The organism is Pseudomonas sp. Sample_22 (assembly GCF_004307635.1).
Taxonomy (GTDB): Bacteria; Pseudomonadota; Gammaproteobacteria; order Pseudomonadales; family Pseudomonadaceae; genus Aquipseudomonas.
In genome coordinates, this window is the sequence record NZ_RCNY01000087.1 from 1 (window position 1) to 3,935 (window position 3,935).

General features: G+C 60.1%; 3 protein-coding genes. 2 read left to right on the forward strand and 1 reads right to left on the reverse strand.

Annotated features, from left to right (window positions below):
• Positions 1–2,275 (reverse strand): beta-glucosidase BglX (gene bglX / locus D8U73_RS25490; protein ID WP_130906077.1); only part of this gene is annotated, 2,275 nt, incomplete at its 3' end.
• 234 nt (positions 2,276–2,509) lie between these two features.
• Here bglX and D8U73_RS25495 point away from each other — a divergent pair.
• Positions 2,510–3,115: a LemA family protein gene (locus D8U73_RS25495; protein ID WP_056856072.1), complete on the forward strand. Its 606-nt coding sequence runs from the start codon at positions 2,510–2,512 to the stop codon at positions 3,113–3,115.
• 29 nt (positions 3,116–3,144) lie between these two features.
• Positions 3,145–3,897 carry a TPM domain-containing protein gene (locus tag D8U73_RS25500; RefSeq protein WP_130906078.1) on the forward strand — a complete coding sequence of 251 codons (753 nt, stop codon included), beginning with the start codon at positions 3,145–3,147 and terminating at the stop codon, positions 3,895–3,897.
• Positions 3,898–3,935: the final 38 nt, after the last annotated feature.

Below are 3,935 nucleotides of genomic sequence, written 5' to 3' on the forward strand. Positions count from 1 at the left end.
TCTGCTGCGTCACATCCTGGGAATCCAGGCCGATCTGCACGTTGAACTTGCCCGGCTCCGCAGCGTACTTGAGCTGGCTGTTGTAGAACTTCAGGTCATCCTCGGTGATGGTGAAGTGCAGGACTTTCTGTTCGCCCGCCTTGAGCAACACCTTCTGGAAGTTTTTCAGTTCCTTGATCGGGCGGATCATCGAACCGGTTTCGTCCTGGATGTACAACTGCACCACGGTTTCGCCGTCACGCTTGCCAGTGTTTTTCACCGTGACGCTGGCGTCGAGCTTGCCGGTCTTGTTCAGCGTGGTCGACGACAGGGCCATGTCGCTCAGACTGAAATCGGTGTAGCTCAAACCGTAGCCGAACGGGAACAGCGGGCCGGTTGTGTCATCGAAATACTGCGAGGTGTAGTTGCCCGGTTTGCCCGGCGTGAACGGCCGGCCGATGCTCAGGTGGTTGTAGTAAGTGGGAATCTGGCCAACCGAACGCGGGAAGGTGATCGGCAGTTTGCCCGACGGGTTGTAGTCGCCGAACAGCACATCGGCAATGGCATTGCCGCCCTCGGTGCCGCTGAACCAGGTTTCGAGAATCGCGTCAGCCTGTTCTTTCTCTTCAAGAAGCGACAGCGGGCGGCCGTTCATCAACACCAATACCAGCGGCTTACCGGTGGCTTTCAGGGCGCGGATCAGTTCACGCTGGTTTTCCGGGATGTTCAGGTCGGTGCGGCTCGACGATTCGTGGGACATGCCACGGGACTCGCCCACGGCCGCCACCACCACGTCAGCCTCCTTGGCGGCTTTTACCGCTTCGTCGATCAACACGTTGGCCGGACGCGGATCATCGACCACTTCCGGGGCATCGAAGTTGAGGAAGTTCAGGTAGTCGAGGATCTTCTTGTCGCTGGTGATGTTGGCGCCACGGGCGTAGATCAGCGTCGATTTATTGCCCAGCGCGGTGGTCATGCCATCGAACAGGGTCACCGATTGCGCCGGGCGACCGGCGGCAGCCCAGCTGCCCATCATGTCGATGGGTGCCTTGGCCAGCGGGCCGACCAGGGCGACTTTCGCGGTTTTCTTCAGCGGCAGGGTCTGATTCTGGTTTTTCAGCAATACCAGGCTGCGACGCGCGACGTCACGGGCCTCGGCGCGGTGCAAGCGGCTGTCGGCGTAAGTGTCGACCGGATCATCCTCGGCCTTGCCGATGCGCAGGTACGGGTCCTTGAACAGGCCCATGTCGTATTTGGCTTCGAGCACTGCACGCACGGCGTTATCGATGTCGCTCTGCTGGATCTCGCCGGACTTCAGCAAACCCGGCAGCTCCTTGCCGTACAAGGTATCGTTCATGCTCATGTGGATGCCGGCCTTGATTGCCAGCTTCGCGGCTTCGCGGCCATCACGGGCGACGCCGTGCTTGATCAGCTCGAAAATCGCCCCGTGGTCGCTGACTGCCAGGCCCTTGAAGCCCCATTCTTTGCGCAACAGGTCGTTCATCAGCCAGGTGTTGGCGGTGGCCGGCACGCCGTTGATCGAGTTCAGCGCCACCATCACCCCGCCGGCACCGGCATCGATCGCCGCGCGATAGGGGGGCAGGTAGTCCTGGTACATCTTGACCGGGCTCATGTCGACCACGTTGTAGTCGCGGCCACCTTCGACCGCGCCGTACAGCGCGAAATGCTTGACGCTGGCCATGATGCTGTCGGCGGCGTTGGCGCCGGCGCCCTGGAATGCCTTGACCATCACCCCGGCAATGCGCGACACCAGGTAGGTGTCTTCACCGAAACCTTCGGAGGTACGGCCCCAGCGTGGGTCGCGGGAAATATCAACCATCGGTGCGAACGTGATGTCGAGGCTGTCAGCCGCCGCTTCCTTGGCGGCGATGCGCCCGGACAAGCCAATGGCGTCCATGTCCCAGCTCGACGCCAACGCCAGCGGGATCGGGAAAATGGTACGGTGGCCGTGGATCACGTCATAGGCGAAGAACATCGGGATCTTCAACCGGCTGCGCATGGCGGCGTCCTGCATCGGACGGTTTTCCGGGCGGGTGATCGAGTTGAACGTACCGCCGATGTTGCCCGCGGCGATTTCCTTGCGGATCATCTCCCGAGGCATTTCCGGGCCGATGCTGATCAGGCGCAACTGGCCGATTTTCTCATCGAGGGTCATTTGCTTCATCAGGTTGCTGACGAAGGCTTCCTTGTTCTCCAGAGGTGCGGGCGTCGTGGCGGCCAATACGTTATGACTGGCCAGGCTGACGAACAGGCCCAGCAAACACAGCTTCTTCATGAATAGTTTTCTCAAGGGCCCAAACGGCGATGTACACGCCGGCCAGCCAAAATTTAGGGAGCGACTATTGTTGTTCGGGTACCGGTTCAAAAAAGCCGGATGCGTTTTTTGCGCTGGGCATTTTTTAGCCCATTGCCCCGATGCAATCCAGATGCGCGGCCGATTATGCCCGAAGAGCCGGCCGAGAGGGTCTTCGGTTGTTTTTTCCATGAATGTGAAGGGAGCATCACTGATATGAATGTACGACAGTCCTACCGGTCGAGCCTGCAAGTGGCCACGTTATTGGTGCTCGCCACGCTACTGACAGCCTGCGGCATCAACAACATTCCGACCCTCGACGAGCAGGCCAAGGCGGCCTGGGGCCAGGTGCAGAACCAGTATCAGCGCCGTGCCGACCTGATTCCCAACCTGGTGGAAACGGTCAAGGGCTACGCTGCCCATGAGAAGGAAACCCTGACTGCCGTGATCGAGGCCCGGGCGAAGGCAACGTCGATCCAGGTCGACGCCTCCACCCTCGATAACCCGGAAAAACTCAAGCAGTACCAACAGGCCCAGGATCAGCTCAGCGGTGCCTTGAGCCGGTTGATGGTGGTGGTCGAACGCTATCCGGACCTCAAGGCCAACCAGAACTTCCTCGCCCTGCAATCGCAGCTCGAAGGCACCGAAAACCGCATCAGCGTGGCCCGACGGGATTTCATTCTGGCGGTGCAGAAGTACAACACCGAAATCCGCACCTTCCCCGGTCGCCTGTGGCATAGCGTGATGTACAGCGACCTGCCTGTGCGCGAAACCTTCGAAGCCACGCCAGGCTCCGAAAAACCGCCCGAGGTCAAATTCTGATCGGTGCGTCACCACGGACGAGGTTGCACATGCGCGTCTTGAAAGCTGGCCTGGTGCTGTTGCTGTGGGTGTTTGCCCTGGCGGCCCAGGCCGAATTGAAGTTTCCTGAGCTGACCGGACGGGTGGTGGATAACGCCCGAATGATCGAACCGGCGGTGCGTGAGCAACTGACGCAGCAGCTTCAGGCCCATGAAAAATCTACCGGTGAGCAACTGGTGGTAGTCACCCTGGAGAACTTGCAGGGCACCGACATTGCCGACTTCGGTTATCAATTGGGGCGCTACTGGGGCATCGGCCAGAAGGACAAGAACAACGGCGCATTGCTGATCGTCGCCCGTGAGGAGCGAAAACTGCGCATTGAAGTCGGCTATGGCCTGGAAGATCGCCTGACCGATGCGCAGAGCTCGGTGATCATCCATCAGGTGATCACACCCGCTTTCAAGACCGGCAATTTCAGCAAGGGCATCAGCGACGGTGTCGCGGCGATGCTGGTGGTGTTGGGCGGTAATCCACTGGATGAGCCGTCGACGGTATATGAGTCCACGGGCGATCCGAATGATGATCTTGTCTCGCGGCATCCCGGGCTGTTCGTGTTTTTGGTGTTGTTGTTCATCCTGACTGTGTTTGTTTGCCAGATGCTCGGTATTCTCCCCGCCGGCCGGGGTGGTTCGGGTGGCTCCGGTGGTGGTTTCGGCGGTGGCGGTTTTGGCGGCGGTGGCGGCGGGGGCTTCAGTGGCGGCGGTGGCAGCTTCGGCGGCGGTGGTTCGTCCGGCGGCTGGTAACAATAAAAATGAACAGGCACTTCACGACATGGCATTAC

Coding starts and splice junctions, on each gene's coding strand:
- D8U73_RS25500 (WP_130906078.1), top strand. CDS start 3,145: ATGCGCGTCTTGAAAGCTGGCCTGGTGCTGTTGCTGTGGGTGTTTGCC.
- D8U73_RS25495 (WP_056856072.1), top strand. CDS start 2,510: ATGAATGTACGACAGTCCTACCGGTCGAGCCTGCAAGTGGCCACGTTA.